The organism is Nostoc sp. UCD121, from assembly GCF_014222285.1.
Classification (GTDB): Bacteria; Cyanobacteriota; Cyanobacteriia; order Cyanobacteriales; family Nostocaceae; genus Nostoc.
In genome coordinates, this window is sequence record NZ_JACKZS010000006.1 from 37,142 (window position 1) to 55,526 (window position 18,385).

General features: G+C 41.8%; 5 protein-coding genes. All 5 read right to left on the reverse strand.

All coding sequences use genetic code 11. The annotated features are described in order from the left end of the window. Positions 1-14: 14 nt before the first annotated feature. The 5 genes from GNF10_RS02485 to GNF10_RS02505 all read right to left on the reverse strand — a co-directional run bounded on the left by GNF10_RS02485 (position 15) and on the right by GNF10_RS02505 (position 18,377). Positions 15-4,718 carry a non-ribosomal peptide synthetase gene (locus tag GNF10_RS02485; RefSeq protein WP_185580374.1) on the reverse strand — a complete coding sequence of 1,568 codons (4,704 nt, stop codon included), beginning with the start codon at positions 4,716-4,718 and terminating at the stop codon, positions 15-17. Continuing rightward, on the reverse strand, positions 4,715-7,948 hold the full coding sequence (locus tag GNF10_RS02490) for a non-ribosomal peptide synthetase (protein ID WP_185580375.1): 3,234 nt from the start codon (positions 7,946-7,948) through the stop codon (positions 4,715-4,717). Before GNF10_RS02490 ends, GNF10_RS02485 begins: the two co-directional genes overlap by 4 nt. A gap of 11 nt (positions 7,949-7,959) precedes the next feature. After that, positions 7,960-12,546 carry a non-ribosomal peptide synthetase gene (locus tag GNF10_RS02495; protein WP_260445803.1) on the reverse strand — a complete coding sequence of 1,529 codons (4,587 nt, stop codon included), beginning with the start codon at positions 12,544-12,546 and terminating at the stop codon, positions 7,960-7,962. Between the two features lie 92 nt (positions 12,547-12,638). Beyond that, positions 12,639-13,691: a TauD/TfdA family dioxygenase gene (locus GNF10_RS02500; protein WP_185583659.1), complete on the reverse strand. Its 1,053-nt coding sequence runs from the start codon at positions 13,689-13,691 to the stop codon at positions 12,639-12,641. A 21-nt stretch (positions 13,692-13,712) separates the two neighbouring features. Then, entirely contained in the window at positions 13,713-18,377 is a 4,665-nt protein-coding gene (locus GNF10_RS02505; protein WP_185583657.1) for a non-ribosomal peptide synthetase, read from the reverse strand. Positions 18,378-18,385 lie beyond the last annotated feature (8 nt).

Sequence of the window (18,385 nt, forward strand, 5' to 3'; positions counted from 1 at the left end):
TAATTACCTAAGAATTAGCCGAGTTCTGCCATTAATTGATCTAGTTCTTGTTGACTAAACTGCATCTGAGAAAAATCAGAGGGAGTGAACCCGCCAGCGTTGGGGGACTGACAGTGGACAATTAGCGATCGCAATGCTTCAATAAATCCTTGAGCCAGTTTTTCAACAGTGGCTTGTTGATGTAATGCTGTGCTATAAGTCCAATCCAGTTGCAACTGACCCCCAACAATCAGCCCGTTCACTTCCAACAAACAGTTACGGTTTCCTTTCTGACTCTGCATTGGGCCAGTAGATTCTTGAGCAGGGCGAAATATTGACGACTCCGAAAGTACCTGATCGAATTGACCTAAATAATTAAATATCACTTCAGCTTGAGGTAAGCTTTGTAGTTGTTCATCATTGCTGAGATAGCGCAGTATGGCGTAATTAATTCCTCGGTTGGGAATGCTCCGCAACTGCTCTTTAATAGTCTTTAATGCTTCTCCCGGATCAACAGCTTGCTCTAAATCCAAAAAGGCCGGGAAGATAGTAGTAAACCAGCCGACTGTGCGTGACAGGTCAACATGAGGAATTATGTCTTCTCGTCCGTGCCCTTCTAAGTCAACCAACAGAGAATTTTTCCCTGTCCATTGGTAAAAAGCTTGTACCAATGCTGTTAGTAATACATCATTAATTTGGGTTTGATAGGCAGAGGGGACTTCCTGAAGTAAAGCTTGGGTTTCTTGAGGGGTGAGTGCAACTGATACACTTGCAGCCGAAGCTACTGTATTTTCACCATTTAAGTCTACAGGTAAAGGAGAAATTTGCTTATATGGTTTACTTAGCCAATAATCTAATTCTGATTTTACTAGCGGCGATTGGGCATATTCCCTAAGACTTTCTGCCCACTGTTTAAACGAAGTTGTTTTTGCTGGGAGTTGTATTTTCTGTCCTTGGCTGAGTTGTAGGTAAGCAGTTTGTAAATCTTCTAATAAAATCCGCCAGGAAACCCCATCAACTACCAAATGATGAATGATTGTTAGCAGGCGACTAGGTTGTTGCCTCCCTAATTGGAAAAGAACAACTCGCAACAGTGGCCCTGTGCAGAGGTTTAAACTACTTTGCAATGATGCTGCTGTGGCTTCAATTGCCTCTGTTTGCTGATTATTGGGTAGTTCAGATAAATCTACTACTGAAAAAGGTGTGGTTTGTTCGGGAGCAACGTGACTTGCATCCCAACCAAATGCAGTTTGCACAAATTGCGATTCTCCCTTCGCGTAGCGTTTCCAAGAGTTGGGGAGATGTGTAAAGCATGAACGCAGTGCATCATGATGTACAAGTAATTTTTGTACAACCTGCTCCCAAAGACTGGGGTCAGAGTTCGCAGGCACTTCTAATATAACTGCCTGATTCCAGTGGTGAGGTTCAGGAAGCGCCTGTTCAAAGAACCAATGCTGAATCGGAGTCAAGGGTAAAGAACCCGTAACAATGCCTTGTTCTGCCTGTAATACCGTAGTTGTATTTGCTACGCCTGCTAGTTCAGCAATAGTTTGGTATTCAAATAGTTGCTTGGGTGTCAGTTGCAAACCAGCTTGATTGGCTTTCGCAATTACTTGTAAGCTGAGGATAGAATCTCCACCTAACTCAAAGAAGTTATCATAAATGCCAATATTTTCTACTCGGATAACTTCGCCCCAAATCTGGACTAGCTTTTCTTCTATAAAATTGCGTGGAGCAACAAAATCTCCTGCTAACTCTGGTCTGTTGGTATCGGGTATTGGTAAAGACTTATGATCTACCTTGCCGTTGGGTAATACTGGCAGGGCATCTAATGGAATAAAAACTGACGGTACCATATAGTCTGGCAAAGTCTGTTTCAAGAAGCTACGCAATTCGGTAACTGTAGGGAAATGCTGCCGATGAGAGACAATATAAGCAACTAAATGCTGTTGACCAGGGAAGTCTTCACGCACTACAACTACATTTTGTCTAACTCCTGGGTGTTGACTTAACTGTGCTTCTATCTCGGCTAACTCAATTCGGAAACCCCGGAGTTTCACTTGGTTGTCAATGCGTCCAAGAAACTCTAGCGTACCATCTGAGCAATAACGTCCTAAGTCTCCTGTTTTGTATAGTTGGGTGTCACCAGTAAAGGGATTAACGATAAATTTTTGTGCTGTCAACTCTGGTTGGTTGAGATAACCCCGTGCCAAACCATCACCACCAATGTAAATTTCACCAGGCACACCCACAGGTACTAACTGTAAGTGCGAGTCTAACAGATAGATTTGAGCGTTTGCGATCGCCTTTCCTATCGGTACTGATCTTTGTTCACCTTCTGGTCGGCATCGCCAATAAGTTGTATCAATTGTCGCCTCTGTTGGGCCGTAGAGATTGCACAGTTCCACATTTGGCAGAACTGTAAAAAAGCGTTCTTGCAGGTCAATTGTTAATACTTCCCCACCACAAAACACTCGGCGCAGACTTTGGCAGTTGTATATTTTTTGTTCTGCTAAAAGCGATCGCAACTGTGAAGGTACAAATTGCACAATACTTACCTGCTGTTGTACAATCAAGTCCAGAAGATAAGCATTATCTTTATGTCCTCCAGGTTCAGCTAAAATCAACTTTCCACCTGCTAACAAAGGCGCATAGAATTCCCAAACTGAAGCATCAAAGCTAAACGGCGTTTTTTGCAGAACGCGGTCTGTCGCTGTGAGGGGGAATTCTGTTTGCATCCACAGCGTATGATTACAGAGGGCGCGGTGGGGAATCATCACACCTTTCGGTTGCCCTGTGGAACCGGATGTGTAAATCACATAAGCTAGGTTTTCCGGTTGAACTGTGCTGTTTGGGGTGTCGTTACTATGTTGGGCTACGGTATCCCAGTCTTGGTCTAAATAGACTATCTGCGCTGATGTTTGAGATATTACATCTTGTAGATATTTCTGAGCCAGTAACACCGATACGCCCGCATCAGAAAGCATAAATGCCAAGCGTTCAGAAGGATAAGCAGGGTCAAGCGGTACATAAGCGCCACCTGCTTTGATAATGCCCAGCAATCCTACGACCATTTCTAAAGAACGCTCAATGCAAATACCGACTAAGACATCAGGAGCTACACCTAACTTTTGCAAGTAGTGGGCGAGTTGATTGGCTTTGGTATTTAACTCTTGGTAGGTTAATTGTTGGTCTTCAAAGACTACTGCTACCGCATCAGGTGTTTTTTCTACCTGCTCCTCAAATAACTCATGAATACACTTATTTAAAGGATATTCTGCGTGAGTGTAATTCCACGTCAATAACTGATGCTGCTGATTTGTCGTTAGTAAGGGCAGTTGTGCTATTTGTTGTTCAGGATTGGCAACAATACTTGCAAGTATTGTTTGTAAATGTTCTGCCATCCGGGCAATAGTGGCAGCATCAAACAAATCAGTGTTGTATTCTAAACCACCTCTGATTCCTGACTCTGTTTCCTCCATCAATAAAGTTAAATCAAACTTGGCGGTGCTAGATTCACTTTGCAAAGCCTGTAAGGTTAAGCCCGATAACTCCACTGCCGACATTGGCGCATTCTGGAGAACAAACATAACTTGGAATAGTGGTGTATGGCTCAAGTCACGCTGGGGCTTAAGTTCTTCTACTAACAAATCGAAAGGTAAATCTTGGTGGTCATAAGCTCCTAATGTAACTTCGCGCACTCTACCTAGCAGTTCTCGGAAGGTGGGGTTATCTGATAAGTTAGTCCGCAACACTAATGTATTGACAAAAAAGCCAATTAACCCTTCTATTTCAGAGCGATCGCGATTAGCAATTGGCGAACCAACTACAATATCCTCAGTACTTGTATAACGATATAGCAGAACTTTGAAAGCTGCTAACAGAGTCATAAACAGGGTGCAACCTTCCTGCTGACTCAAAGTTTTTAAAGCAACTTTCACATCCTTCGGTAACTGGAAAGATTGCACTGCCCCTTGGTAACTTTGGACATGAGGTCGAGGTCGGTCGGTGGGTAACTCTAAAACTGGTAGGCTGTCTCCTAATTGCTGTTTCCAGTAATCTAGATGAGTTGTCAACACTTCACCTTGTAACCATTGTCGCTGCCAAACAGCATAGTCAGCATATTGAATAGGCAATTCTGGCAGTAGAGAAGGCTTGCCGTTGCAATAACATTCGTAAAGATTTGCTACTTCACGCACCAATATGTCTGTTGACCAACCATCACTAATAATATGGTGCATGGTAAACAGTAAAATGTGTTCGGCTTCATCCAGACATAGCAACGTACTTCTCACTAATGGCCCAGTTGCTAAATCAAAAGGTTGCCCAGCTTCTTTATTTACTAACTGTTGTGCCTCAGTTTCTCGCTTTTGGGCTGGTAAAGCTGTCAAGTTAATTAACTTAATGGTGAGCTTTTGTTGGGGATTAATTACCTGAATTGGTTCTCCATCCACAACATTAAATGTGGTTCGCAAAACCTCATGACGCTGGATGATTTCGTTAAAACTCTGTTCCAGCGCGGCGACATTAAGTACACCATTCAGGCGTAAGGCAGCAGAAATGTTATAAAAAGGGCTGTCTGGTTCTAACTGATTGAGAAACCACAAACGTTGTTGTGCAAAAGATAGTGGCAGATTCTCCGAACTCTCCCTCGGAGAAATCGTCTGCATTTCGGGAGATGCGATTCCTTCTTCTTCTAGCAAGTAAGCAAGTAGTTCCAGTTGTTGTGCGTCCATCATGCCCTCACTTGTTTATTTGCTTTCCGGTTCTCAAGTGCTTGTTTTGCCTCTTCGGCAGACATACCCTCTAGCTGTTTCAAGATTTGTGCTATCTTTGCCGTCATTCCTGGTTTAGTTTCATGGGCAATTAGTCTTGGGGATAATTCCGCTACCGTGGGTGACTCAAATAAAGAACGCAGAGGTAGGTCTAATTTAAAAGTTTCACGAATGCGGGAGATAACTTGAGTAGCTAACAAGGAGTGTCCCCCTAAGTCAAAAAAGTTGTCGTGAATGCCAACTCGCTCAACAAGGAGAATTTTTGCCCAAATTCCAGCTAATACTTCCTCAATAGCGTTATGAGGAGGCACAAAAGCATCATTGAAATTAGCTATGGCTGTATCGGCATCTGCTAAAGCTTTGCGGTTGACTTTGCCATTAGGAGTCAAAGGCAGACTGTCCAATAACACAAATGTCTGAGGCACCACATAGTATGGCAACTTCTGCTTGAGAAAATCTCGTAGTTCGCCAATTGTGGTTGTTTGCCCAGAACGTAACACTGCATAGGCAATCAGAGAATCTTGCTTGGCAATCACCACCGCCTGTTGCACATCAGAGTGTTTTGCCAATACTGCCTCGATTTCTGCCAATTCAATCCGAAAACCCCGAATCTTTACCTGATAATCAAGGCGACCGATATATTCAATCTTGCCATCACTCCTGTAGCAAACTAAATCACCGGTTTTGTAAAGTTTTTGGTCGGGCTGGGACGGATGAGTGATAAACTTTTGAGCAGTCAATTCCGGACGTTGCCAATATCCACGAGCTACCCCAGTACCACCAATATGCAGTTCGCCTGGCACGCCTATTGGTGTGGGCTGCAAGTTGTTGTCTAAGATATATATGTAAGTGTTGCTAATGGGGCGACCAATAGTTACTGTGTCTTCGCCCCATTGTACCTGCTCGACTGTAGACCAGATAGTTGTTTCTGTTGGGCCATACAAGTTCCACATTTGATGACACTGCGGCAACAACTGATTAGCTAATTGCCGTGATAAGGCTTCCCCACCACAAAGGATCTTGAGGTGCTTGCTACCCTGCCAACCTGCTGAAAGTAATATGCGCCAGGTAGCTGGTGTAGCTTGCATAACGGTGGCTTGAGAATTGGTCAGCAGAGATGAAAGTTGTACTCCATCTCTGGCAACTTCTCGGCTGGCTACGACCACACGCGCACCAATTGTTAGTGGCAAGAATATTTCTAAGGCAGCAATGTCAAATGCTAAGGTAGTTACTGCTACTAGTACATCCTGTTGATTCAATTCCACAGATTGTTGCATCGCAGATAAGAAGTTGACCACATTGCTGTGAGCGATTTCTACTCCTTTAGGCTGCCCTGTGGAACCGGACGTGTAAATCACATAAGCCAGGTTGTTTGGTTTGGTTGCAGTTGTCAGGTTTTCTGGAGTTTGTTGTTTAATTTCTTCCCAGTCTGTATCTAGGCAAACCACTTGTGCTGATTGGCTTGACAGATGTGCTGTTAGTTGGCTTTGGGTCAGCAGTACTGGTGAGCGCACATCTTGCTGAATGTATTCCAAACGCTCTAGAGGATAAGTCGGGTCAAGCGGTACATAAGCACCTCCAGCTTTTAAGATTCCTAATAACCCCACTACCATTTCAATGGAACGGTCAGCACAAATACACACTGGTACTTCCGCGCTTACCCCTAACAGTTGCAAATAGCGTGCTAACTGATTCGCGCGCTGATTCAGTTGTTGATAGGTAAGGCTTTGTTCTGCAAATACTACAGCTACCGCATCTGGTGTTTTCTCTACCTGTGCCTCAAATAACTGATGCAGGCATTGGTTTTGTGGATAATCAGTTTGAGTTTTATTCCACTCTACTAGTAGTTGATGTTTCTCGGCTGCGGTTAAAAGTGGTAACTCGTAAAGGCGCACCTCTGGATTAGCCGCCATTCCTTCCAGCAATGTCTGGAAATGACCTAGCATTCGCGTAATGGTAGCGGTATCAAAACGAGTGCGATCGCTAGCAATTCTGATTTCTAACTCAGATCCTGGAATAACGCTAATAGTTAGGGGATAATTCGTATGGTCAAGGGCGCTGAGAGTCTCAATTTCTAAGTTTTTTTGCCAATCAGACAACGCCCGATCCACAGGATAATTTTCAAACACCACGATGCTTTCAAATAACGGCAAACCTCGTGGTATTTCACTCCAACCTTGAATTTCTACCAGTGGACTATATTCATACTGACGGATTTCTAACAATTGACGTTGTAACTGCTCAAGCCAAGGCAGTAACAACATTTCACCATCCAACTTTACCCGCAAAGGTAGGGTGTTGATGAATATTCCTACCATTGACTCAGCAGTTGGTAGGTCTACTGGACGACCGGAAACTGTAACACCATACACTACCTCATCTTCACCGCTATATCGACTAAGAAGCAAAGCCCAAGCCCCTTGAACTATGGTGTTTAAGGTCAGTTGATGCTGTTTTGCCCACGATTTGAGGGCTGTTGTAGTTGCAGGCGAGAGTTTGAGCCTTTGTTCAAGATACTTTTCTGCTTGAGCCGATAAACTGTGAACTTCGAGATTAGTTAAGGGGGTGGGTGCTGTGACTCCTTGAAGTGTTTGTCGCCAAAAGACCTCGGCTTGAGATAAATCTTGCTGTTGTAACCAAGCAATATATCCAGCGAAGCGATCGCTAGATTGTAAGGTGATTTCTTCACCGCGACACAACGCTTCGTAAAGTAAAACAAAATCTTTGAATACTAAAGCTCCTGACCAGCCATCGAGGATAATGTGATGGGAACTCCAGATAAAGTGGTAATGCTGATCATCCAAACAAATCAAAGTTAGGCGCAACAGTGATTCATTAGACAAGTTAAAACCCTGTTGGCGATCGCTCAACAAAAATGCCTGGAATTTCTCTTGCTGTTCATCTGGATTTATTCCCCGCCAATCTAGTTGTTCTAGAGGTAATTGGACTTGTTTATGGACAACTTGTAGCGGTTTGTCAAGTCCTTCCCAATGGAAACTAGTACGCAAAGGTGAGTGGTGAGCCACGACTCTTTCCCAAGCCCGTTCAAAAGCGGCAATATTGAGCATTCCCCGTAAGCCATAGCTCAACTGCACAAAATAGGCTCCAGATTCGGATTCATACAAGTTGTGAAAGAGAATACCCTGCTGGACTGGGGAAAGTTCGTAGATATTTTCGATATTAGCTGTATTCATTAACTTGCCTCCTAAGCTTGTTGGTTGATTTTTGCCAAAAATTTGTCCAAGTCCTGTTGATTCAACTTGGCTTGGGGGAAGTCTGAAGGCGTGAAACCAATAGCTTCAGGAGATTGGCAATGAGTAATGAGCGATCGCAATGCTTTAATAAAACTATTCGCTAATTTTTCAACTGTGGCTCGCTGATGTATCGCTTCGCTGTAAGTCCAATTCACTTGCAGTTGACTGCCAGTCACAATTGCTACAACTTCCAGTAGATAAACTCGGCTACCCCGCAGGCTACGGGCTGAACCTGTGGATTCTTTTGCAGGTGCAAACAGGGAAGACTGCGACATTACTTGGTCTGTTTGCCCTAAATAGTTAAAAAGTACCTCAGCTTGGGGTAAGCCTTGTAGTTTTTCTCCCTCATCGCTGAGGTAACGCAGTACACCATAGCCGAGTCCGCGATTGGGGATAGAACGCAGTTGCTCTTTTACAACCTTCAAAGCATTTCCCAAATCTTTGACAGTTCCTAAATTCAGCAGCACCGGAAAATGGGTAGTAAACCAACCAACAGTGCGCGACAAGTTCACATCGGAGAAAATGTCCTCACGCCCGTGTCCTTCGAGTTCCAGCAGCAGCGAATTTTCTCCCATTTGCTCTGCAAATGCTTGCACCAGTGCTGTCAGTAACACATCGTTAATTTGGGTGTGATAAGCCTGATGCACATCCTGTAGCAAAGCTTGAGTTTCTTGCTGGCTGAGGGAAACTGCAATAGTACGAGCCTCAGCTACCGTATTTTTACCTCCAGCATAGTCTACAGGTAAGGTCGAAATTGGTTTTTCTAGTTGTGTCAACCAGTAATTTAACTCTTGCTTGAGCGTTGGAGATTGAGCATATTCCTGCAAACGACAAGCCCACTCTTGGAATGAGGTCGTCTTATTTGGTAAATGTATTGCCTCATCCTGATTTAACTGCTGATATGCTGTTTGCAAATCTTCTAGTAAGATTCGCCAAGAAATACCATCTACAGCCAAGTGGTGGATGATAATTAACAGGCGGCTGCTGGTTTGTGCGCCTAATTCAAACAAAGCAAATTTCACCACCGGCCCATCTGATAAATTAAGGCTAGCTTGGAGTTCGGTAGCTGTTTTTTCAATAGCTGTTTTTTGCTCAAGTTCTTGTAGCGCTGACAAATCTATACGTGTAAATATCGCTGTTGCTTCGGAAGCAGAGATAATTTGTTCCCAGGCGGATGCTTGACAATGAAAACGCAGGCGGAGTACATCATGATGTTCAACTAAATGCTGTACCACGTGCTCCCATAGGCTGAGGTTGTGTCCTTGCTGTATTTCTAACAATAAAGACTGATTCCAATGGTATACATCGGGTCGATTTTGTGCAAAAAACCAGTGTTGAATCGGTGTGAGGGGTACTTCACCAGTTATCAGCCCTTGTTCTGCTGAGATGCTTTCATTAATACTAACTACCTCTGCTAATTTTGCAATTGTAGGGCGGTCAAAAACTTGTTTAGGAGTAAGTTGAAAACCTGCTTGATTAGCTTTGGCAACAATTTGAATACTCAGGATAGAATCGCCGCCTAACTCAAAGAAATTGTCCTGAATACCAACTTTTTCCAGCCGTAATACTTGCGCCCAAATGTCAGCTAATATCTTCTCTACAGCAGTGCGAGGAGCCACAAAAGTTCCAGACAATTCCGGATCTGGCAAAGCTTTTAAGTCAATCTTGCCATTAGGGAGACGGGGTATAGTGCTTATACGTACAAAAGTAGATGGCACCATGTAGTCTGGTAACTTTTCTTCCAGAAAATGACGCAAGTCGCTCAAAGTAGGAGCGACTTGTCCCGGTTGTGGAACTATATAAGCTACTAAACGTTTTTGACCAGATTTTTCTTCTCTGGCTACAACTACATTTGCCCTAATGTTCGGATGTTGGGCTAATGCGACTTCAATTTCGCCTAATTCAATGCGGAAACCCCGAATTTTTACTTGCTGGTCAATCCGACCGAGAAATTCTATATTTCCGTCTGGTAAATAGCGGGCTAAATCACCAGTTTTATATAAGCGCAATCCCGTTTGGTTATTGCTAAATGGATTGGGAATAAAACGTTCTGCTGTTAAATCAGGATGGTTCAGGTAGCCTCTAGCTAAACCATCGCCACCGATATATACTTCACCAGCCACCCCCAAAGGAACAGGATGTAAATTAGGGTCAAGTAAATAAATTTGTGCGTTTGCAATTGGGCGACCAATAGATACTGAAGCGGCTATTTCTGGCGAACAGCAATGATAAACACTGCTCCAAACTGTAGCTTCTGTTGGGCCATATTCGTTAAATAAAGATGTGTGAGGAAGTTGTTCTAAATGACGAGCAACCAGTTCTGGTGGGCAAGGTTCACCCGCAACAATCGCACTTTGCAGCGAAACTAATTCTTGTTTGGTTGCTTGTTCTAAAATAACCTTATATAAGGAAGGTAAACTTAATAAATGAGTTACCTGATTTTGAGTAATTAAATTTAGTAACTGTGGTATATCCTGCTCTACCTCTGCTTGGGGAAATACTAAAGTTCCACCAGAGCATAGTGTCCAGAAAATACCTGCGACAGAACTATCAAATGCAAAGGAAGAAAGTAATAAGAAACTACTAACAGGTTCTTGATAGTAATTAAGGCGTGCCTGTGTGGAGTTGACTAAATTTTGATGAGTTATTTGTACACCTTTAGGTTTCCCTGTAGAACCAGAAGTGTAAATAATATAAGCTAAGTTGGCAGATGTCATTGCCACAGTAGGATTGCCGTGGCTTTCAGATACAAATGTTTCCCAGTCAATATCTAAGCAGATGATTTTTGCTGTATTTTCTGGTAAATTTTTCAGCAAAGATTGCTGAGTTAATAATACTGGCGTTTGGGTATCTTTAAGGATAAATTGCTGGCGTTCTGAAGGATAGGTTGGATCTAATGGTAAATAAGCTCCACCTGCTTTGAGAATGGCAAGAATACCAATTGCCATTGAGAGCGATCGCTCTACACAAATCCCCACTAATACTTCTGGCTTAACACCTAATTTCTGTAGATAATTAGCTAGTTTATTAGCACGTTCATTCAATTCACGATAGGTTAATTGCTGGTTATTAAATACTACCGCAATATTATCTGGTGTGCGTTCTGCTTGCGCTTCAAATAGCTGATGAATTAATTGAGAACGATCATAATTTATTTGAGTGTTGTTAAACTCAAATAGGAGTTTTTCAAGCTCGTGATCGCTCAAAATTTCTAAATCGCTAATCGCAGCATTAGGATTACGAGTAACACTAAATAATAACTGCTGAAATTGTAATGCTAAACGTTCAATATCCTCTGCTTTAAATAAACTTGCATCATAATACAAGTCAACAGCTAAATCACCTTTTTGGCAAAGGCAAGATAGTTTAAGTTTAAACCTGTCAATATTTACATACTCTTTATAGAAATTAAATGTAACTGTATTAGCAGATTCTTGCTGTGCTTGCTCTGTAAATTCAAAACAGAATGGTAAGAAAGAAATAGATAAATTTTTACTATACTCTTGCCAAGAAAAATAATCTTGCCATTGATAGCCTTGGCTAACTAATTCTTGAACTTGTTGCCATGTCTCTTTAAATGACAAATCTGGCTGTAAACGAGATGCGATCGGTAAATATTTAGCAAATAACCCAATAGCACCTTGTAATTCTTCATACTTACGACCATCATATAATTTACCGACAACTATTTCAGGATTACCGAGATTTCGCCCTAAGACAATTTGCCAGCAAGTTAATAAAAATTCAGCTAAATAATTCGTTTCCTTTTGTGATATGAATATTTTTTCAATATCAGCTAATAGATTTTTATCAATTTTCAATCTGTATTCCTGAGATTGAAAAACTGCAATATCTTCAGAAACTTGTTGTTCAAAAGGAAGCTGAACACCAAAAGAACTAGGAAGCTCTTGCTGTTGCCAGTATGCTTTTCCTAAATTAGCTTCTTCTGCTGTCAGTAATTCATGTTGCCATTCAGCAATATCTGCATATTGCAGCACTTCATCAGATAATTGTTCCTTATTTATAGTAGCTGCATAAAAACGGTTAATTTCATGTACCAAATTACGAAGTCCAATCCCATCAGAAATCATCGCTGGTACACTTACAAGCAATATATACTGTTTGGGTAAAACTTTAATTAAATCTATTTGTAAAACTATTTGTTCAAAATTTAAATTATCAGTCTTATATTGAGTTAGAAATAACTCTATGTTTTTATCTTTCTCTTCAGCAGGAAAATCACTTATGTCATAATAATTAATTGATATATCTTGGCTATCAGCTATTACCTGTAACGGAATCGTCATTCCTGGTAAACAACGAAAACTCGTGCGGAGTATCTCATGCTGATTAACAACATTCTGTAAAGACTTCTTGAGAATCTCTACATCAAATTTGCCATCAATACAAACAGCACACTGAGCAATATAAGAATTATCTTGAGTAACCGACTGCAATTTCCATAAATGCTCTTGCTGTGGAGAAAGTCGATAACCTGCTACATCTTCTGCTAGCGATGTATTATTGAGCATTTGCATAACTACATTCCTATAACTAATGTTTCTATTTAATTATTTTTAGCTGAAACTTATTCTCTTATTCCTCTCCTTTCCTCCGCACCCGTCTGCGTTTAAAAAAGAGGATTAGTAAACGGATCTGCCATCCCCACTACAACCTTACGTTGTCCAACAAATGGCGAACGACCATGAGCGACTGACATATTATCTAACATCAATAAATCTCCTGGTTGCCAAGTGAATAGAACCATTTCTTGCTGATAGGCTGTGCGTAGTTCTTCTAAAACTTCTGGTTCAATAGGCGAACCATCACCATAATAGGTATTGTTGGGTAAATCTTCTTCTCTAAACTCTGCTAATAAAGCATTTCTAAGTGTAGGTTCAAGTGTAGAAACGTGAAAAAAAGTAGCGTGATTAAACCAAACTAATTCACCAGTTTTTGGGTGTTTAGCAACTGCTTGACGGACTTGACGAGTCTGCAAACGCTCACCATCTTTCCACTCAAATTTAATGGCATTTCTGTGGCAATATTCTTCTACTACAGCTTTGTCTCTAGTTTGAAAAACTGTCTGCCAAGTCAGTCCAAAACCATCATTATAGTTACGGACATACAAAACTTGTTTTTCTATAAATTTTTCCCGAATCTTAGGATGAATGCGCTGAAAAATATTACGACAGTCAGCAATTGGAGTTTCCCCGCCCTGTTGTGCTGCAATTAAACAGCCAAAGTAAATTTTGAGCGGCCAAGTTAACCAATAAGTACCCTCGTTATGTAAGAAAATACTTTGCTCGGCAGGGTAATCTGTAGATGTATAGATTTTATCACCAACTTCATGACGTGGTGAGGAGCGATCGCGGTATTCTAGTAACTGTCCGCTAGAAGTTAGTTTGACGAACTCGTTGAACAGAACTGTTGTATTAATATTAAAATTTCGGAAAAGTAAGGCTCTATGCTTTAGCAACAATGTTTCAATAACCTCCTTGTTGCTCGTAGCCCATTCTAATAAATTGACTCCTGATATAGCAGGCTCCACTACCATAGGAATGGTACTTTCTGGTAGTAGCTGCTTTGTCTCAATGAGTGAATTTTGAGATATTTTGAAACTTTTTCGAGTGATATAACCTAACTTTTTGAGGCTGGGGATTTGAACATCTTCTTTTTTCATAGTATATGCTAATCTTTTAAATTACAACCCATGAAGTGTTTTACGTTTAGCAAGTTTTAATTTTTGAATGCTTGACTTATCTATCTCTTTTACTTGTCGTTCATTGATAAATTCTTGATTGTTACCACCATAAAAAATTTCGTATTCTTCATCTGGTAATTGAGCTATTGCTGTAATAGTCTGGGCGTACTCATTAGAAATTTCTTCTATTTGCTGGTTACATAATTCAGCAGTATTACAACATAATGAAAGTTCGATTTGAGAGGAAATTACATTTAGTCTGAACTCAGCTAATACAACAAAGTCTGTAATGTTAAATCCCTTTGTATCTAAAACCTCTAAATCAGTTAATGTTTCAATACGCTGGTAAACATGAAAGTGAGTGAAATTAAAACAAGTTTCAAAGCGACGTTGCCCGCCTAAATCTTTTTGAATCTGAGCCATTGGATACCATCGAAAGGGTAATAACTCCTGCTCAGTTTGAAAAACCTGGGTTATCAAATCCGTCCAATTGCCTTGAGGCAGTTTCATCCGAAATGGTAAAGGATTGAGGAAAAGCCCAAGACAGCGAGTACCATCAGTTGTTTCTGGCCGCCCATTAGATGAAACTAGTGTTACTACTTCTGACTCACGGCACAGCTTATTGATTACTCTTAGATGTGCCGCAAAAAGCACGCTCTTGAGTGGAACTTTATTAGACTGAGCCAGTTTCTTCAGCCTTTCCGAAATATCTGAATTGATAGGTACTTGCACAACACGAACTTCTGAAGTTTTGTCAGCAGACCTTTGGGAAACGGGTCGGCGAGGTATTGTTGTCGTTGGACTGTCATTGAACTTTTGCATCCAATAACGTTGGCATTCCTCCGACTGGAGAGCTTGTTTCTGCAAAGCTACAAAATTACGGAATGCGTTTGCTGGTGGTGGCTGAATTGGAGAAACTTTTTTGCCCAACAGGAAGAAATAGTGTTCAAACAACTCAGTCAGCATCGAAGCCACACTCCAACCATCGAGAATAGCATGGTGTTCGGTAAAGCTAAACTGAAATGTGTCTTCGCTACGACGATGGATTTGAAAGCGCAAAAGCGGTGCAATTGTGCAGTCAAACTTGTTGGTTTTCTCGGCTTCAAACGAAGCAGTCAGTGTTTCTTCTTGTTCAGTAGCAGAGAGGTGGCGCAAATCCTCAAGCTGGCAAGGGACAGAAACAGTTTTATGGATTAACTGCAACGGTTCGCTAAAATTACTCAAATCAAATGAAGTACGTAGTACCGGATGACGGTTTGCCAGTTGTTGTATTGCGGTATGCAATTTCTCAAAGTCGAAAGGAGCTTTGAGATGAATGCTAGAAACGTTGTGATAAGCTTTGGTATTCACACTATACTGACTGTGAAACAGCATTCCCGCCTGGAGCATAGTCAAGGGGTAAGCATCCTCTACATCGTTGGGTAACTTACACAAATCCTCTTCACATATCAGGTTAAACGGTTGGACTTGTTCTATTACAGCAATGTTGGCTTTTGCAGTTGTGAGTTCTTGAGCTAGTTGATGAATTGTTTGATGTTGAAATATCTGCTGTAACGAAAGGCTCAAGCCACGCTCCTTGGCTTTGCTTAATACCTGGATACTACGAATTGAATCTCCACCTAATGCAAAGAAGTTATCGTGAATGCCGACTTGTTCAACATCAAGGACTTGAACCCAAATATCCACCAGCGCCTTCTCTTCTAACGTGGAAGGAGCCATGTAAGCTTCATCTAATTCTGGCCTAGCTGTATTGGGTGTAGGTAATGCCTGACGATCAACTTTTCCGTTAGATGTTAAAGGCAGTGCTTCTAGCAACACGAATCCCGAAGGTACCATATAATCTGGCAGTTGCACTTTAAGCCAGTTTCGCAATTCGCTGGTTGTTGGAAATTGCTCAGAGTTGGCAACAATGTAAGCTACCAACTGTTTATTACCAAGTTGATCCTCTCGGAGTAAAACTACAGTTTCTCGCACATCTGTGTGTTGTCTCAGTAGTGCCTCAATTTCCCCTAGCTCAATGCGAAAGCCTCGGATTTTTACTTGATGGTCGATACGTCCTAAGTATTCAAGTTCTCCATTAGGTAAGTAGCGAGCTAAATCGCCTGATTTGTAAAGGCGATCGCTTGGCTTGTTACTATAGGGGTTGGGAATAAACTTTTGGCTGGTTAATTCGGGACGGTTGAGATAACCTCTAGCTAAACCAGCGCCACCAACACACATCTCGCCAGGAATACCAATCGGCAGTAGTGAATTGTGCTTATCCAGCACATATACTTGCAAGTCTGGAATCGGACGACCTATGACACTAGCACTTGCTGTTCTCAGGTCTGCTAAAGTTAGGGGACGATAGGTGACGTGTACTGTTGTTTCAGTAATACCGTACATATTTACCAATTGCGGAGAATGCTCTCCGTGACGCTCAAACCAAGGTGCTAAACTTTGGATATCAAGTGCTTCTCCACCAAAGATTACCAAGCGCAGGTTATCAGCAAAGGTCTTGCCAGATAATTGTTCCTGCTGCATCAGTTGCCGGAAAGCTGACGGTGTTTGGTTAAGAATAGTTACTCGCTCTTGACACAATAAGTCACAAAAAGCTTGTGGTGTACGGCTTACCAAGTAAGAAACTACTACCACTCGTCCGCCATAGCAGAGAGCGCCCCAGAGTTCCCAAACTGAGAAGTCGAAAGCGAATGAGTGGAAAAGCGTCCATACATCATGTTTGTTGAAATGGAACCATGATTGAGTTGCTCGTAACAGACGAACAACATTAGCATGAGGTATCAATACACCCTTTGGCTGACCTGTAGAGCCAGAGGTGTAAATGATATATGCTAAGTTTTCAGGTGTTAAATTGCTGTTGTCAGGATTTTTGGTGCTTTCCTGGGAAATGGTTATCCAGTCGGAGTCCAAGCAGATGACCTGAGCTTGATGTTCTGGTAATTTGGTTATTACATCTTGTTGGGTAAGTAATACCCGAATTTGGGCATCTTTGAGGATGAAACCTTGCCGTGACTGGGGATAACTTGGATCTATTGGCACATAAGCACCACCAGCTTTGAGGATGGCTAATAGTCCAATCACCATTTCCAAGGAACGCTCAACACAAATTCCCACCTGTACCTCTGACCCGACTCCTAACTTCTGGAGGTGGTGTGCCAGTTGGTTGGCACGGCAATTTAGCTCATGGTAAGTTAGGTGTTGATCGGCAAATGTGAGTGCGATCGCATCTGGTGTTTTCTCTACATGAGCTTCAAATAGCTGATGTATGCAAAGGTTTACCGGATATTCAATTTGGGTATTATTCCACTCTACTAGGCATTGATGTTGTTCAGTCTCCGTTAACAACGGTACATCTTTTAACTGCCGTTCTGGATTTGCAGCCATGCCCTCTAGCACAGTTTGCAAATGTCCTAGCATTCTGGTGATGGTGGCAACATCAAAGCAGTGGCGATCGCTGTTAATCTGAAGCTGTAACTGCACTAGGGGGGCTACAATGAGGCTGAGAGGATAGTTGCTGCGATTAACGGCACTAAATCCATCAATCTCTAGGTTTTCTTTGCCTTGGAGTAAAGAAGAATCTACAGGATAGTTTTCAAAGGCAATGAAACTTTGGAATAAAGGTACACCCTTAGAGATTTCACTCCATCCCTGAATTTGAACCAAGGGACTATACTCATACTGCCGTGCTTGAGCTTGTTCAGTTTGAAGTGTTTTCAGCCAAGAAATAATAGCATCATTCCCATTCACCCGCACTCGCACAGGCAAGGTATTTACAAATAACCCAACTGCTGATTCCACTCCTGGTAAAGTAACTGGACGACCAGAAGTATTAGCCCCGAAAACCACATCATCTTCACCAGAATATCGGCTCAGAAGTAAAGCCCAAGCTCCTTGTACTAAAGTATTGACAGTGATTTGATATTGGCGTGCAAAAGATTTGAGTTTTTCTGTAGTTGCTACCGATAACTCAATTTTTTGCTCATCATATTCTTGATGGCTGGATGTATTGGCGACAAATTTATCTACAACCAAGGGTGTAGGCGCAGTAAATCCTTTGAGGGCATTTCGCCAAAAAGCCTCTGCTTGAGATAAATCTTGCTGTCGCAACCAAGTAATATATTTGCGATAGGGAAAAGCAGGTTTTAAATATGGATTTTGATTAGTGCATAATGCTTGATAAATTTCCAGAAATTCTTTGAACAGCACAACCCGCGACCAGCCATCCCACAGTATGTGATGGTTACTCCAGATGAATTGGTAAACGTCATCAGTTAACTGAATCAACACTAACCGCATTAAAGGCGGATGCGAAAGTTCAAAGCCGCGCTTTTGCTCTGTTTTCAAAAAAGACTCTAGTCGCTGCTGCTGTTGTCCTGAATTTATCCCCCGCCAGTCTTGTTGCTCTAGTGGTAATTTTACTTGTCGATGCACCACTTGCATTGGTTCATCTAGTTCTTCCCAGTGGAAAGAAGTACGCAAAACTGCGTGCCTTTTTGCTAATTGCTGCCAAGCTTGCTCAAAAGCCAAAGTATTGAGATTGCCTTTGAGGGTGATGCTATATTGATCACAATACACACCCGAATCAGGAGCATAGAGGGTATGAAAAAGCAATCCCTGCTGTGTAGGTGAGAGTTTGTATATATCTTCGATGTTCTCTGCTTTCATAAAATACA